Genomic DNA, 1,627 nt, shown 5'->3' with positions numbered 1-1,627 from the left:
GTTTATATGTCGGTAAAAAAAACATTTTTTTAAAAATAATTTTTTATTTACTATTAACGAAGGGATTTATTCAGTCAACTATACTCAATATCTAGAATTGTATATTTTTTTTGTTGACGGCAAAGACTTTAACGAGATGATGGGGTCTGTAGGACATTTTTGCCTGACGCAAGCCAGGGGCATCCATGTCTGATTCCCTGTTGATATATCTATATTTTGTGCAAACACGTTCTGCCACCTCCTGGTTTATTGCCTTATAGATACCGTCATAATACGGGGATCCTTTTTCATAATGAATCACCACAGTTTCCTCATCCATTTTTTCATATACCGAAATTGCTTCAATTTTTTCATTTACCCTAAGTACCAGCCCTGATAAATCAAGGTCAAAAAAATGTTTCATAGAGTATATAATAGCTTTTTTCTCATTTTTCAAGATTTTATCTGATTCACAGTCTCTCCAAAGACACCATCTTTTCAGAAACTTTCTTACTTCTTCCATGTTTTCTTTGGAAATATCCTCAGTTGTGTATATATTTTTTTTTTTGAATTTATTAAGGCGATTTCTAATTTTCCGAAATTTTTCCCCTTCTAGTTTAGCTAGCTCAGATGATAAATACACATAATCAAAATAACCTCTCTGGGGAATAAATTCTAGCTTGGGGAAATTTTTTGTAAGGTATACTTTTGATGTATGATCAATAAAGCCTAAGGAATAGTTTGATTCTACATTTTTTGCCAGTTTTAAGACTTGATAACAAATTTCTCGATCGTGTCTGCCCATTGGATTCCGGAATTGGACTTGATTGTTAATTATGGTCATAATGATAAGGTGATTTTTAATAAGGGTATAATGATAATGGGCATAGTCATTCCAACTTATCATGGTGGTAAAAAGCTGATCACTGTGAAATGGTGGAAATTTTTTATAATATCTATCAAACAGAGGTTTATCCTCTAAATCCAGTGGTTTAAAATCATCTATTGAGAGCATCTTATTCTTTTTTTTGACAATATTTCATAGGAACATAGTCGTTAAGAGGATTAAAGCCAATATGTGTATAAAATCTGCTCTGTCCAGGTTCTGAAATTAAGCCTATCCATGATATTTTTCTTGATAGGCAAAAATCTATTAGTTTTTTTACTAGACGTTTGCCAATACCATACCCACGATAATTAGGAAGAACAACTAGATCCTGGATATATGCATCAGATACTCCATCGGAAAGCAGGCGACCCATTCCTACTGCCTTTCCGTTACAGGGGTTAATGGCAACAAAAAAAGCGTAACTTCCCTGTATTAGCTTTTTTATGTTTGTTTGTTCATCTGATTCTTTCCACCAACCACCAGCTTTGTACAGATTTATTACTTCTCTTTCTGGCCACTCTGTAACCATCTTAATTTCAACATCCGTGTACTTTGTTTCCGTTATCATTTAAATCAAATAATTTTGACCAGTAATTTTATCCAGAGCAATATTATTCAATGAATAGACAAAGTATATTTTTTTACTTAGTTTTTGTAATACTATCTTTTTTTTTACATGTGTATATTCTTTCCCGAAATTTTGCAAGACGCAGGATTTCACTAAAGGTCAAATTTCATTATAGTCTCATTACTCTCATC

2 protein-coding genes are annotated in these 1,627 nt (G+C 32.5%); both read right to left on the bottom strand.

Features of this window, described 5'->3' with window-relative positions; translation table 11 throughout:
- Positions 1 to 91: 91 nt before the first annotated feature.
- Entirely contained in the window at positions 92 to 994 is a 903-nt protein-coding gene (locus VLM92_RS13480) for a DUF2156 domain-containing protein (RefSeq protein WP_325276854.1), read from the bottom strand.
- Position 995: 1 nt separating this feature from the next.
- Complete coding sequence (locus VLM92_RS13475; RefSeq protein WP_325276853.1) at positions 996 to 1,436, bottom strand: GNAT family N-acetyltransferase; 441 nt, start codon at positions 1,434 to 1,436, stop codon at positions 996 to 998.
- Positions 1,437 to 1,627 lie beyond the last annotated feature (191 nt).

The sequence above is a fragment of the Romboutsia sp. genome (genome assembly GCF_035470145.1).
Classification (GTDB): domain Bacteria; phylum Bacillota; class Clostridia; order Peptostreptococcales; family Peptostreptococcaceae; genus Romboutsia_D.
This window is presented reverse-complemented; position numbering and strand designations above follow the sequence as displayed.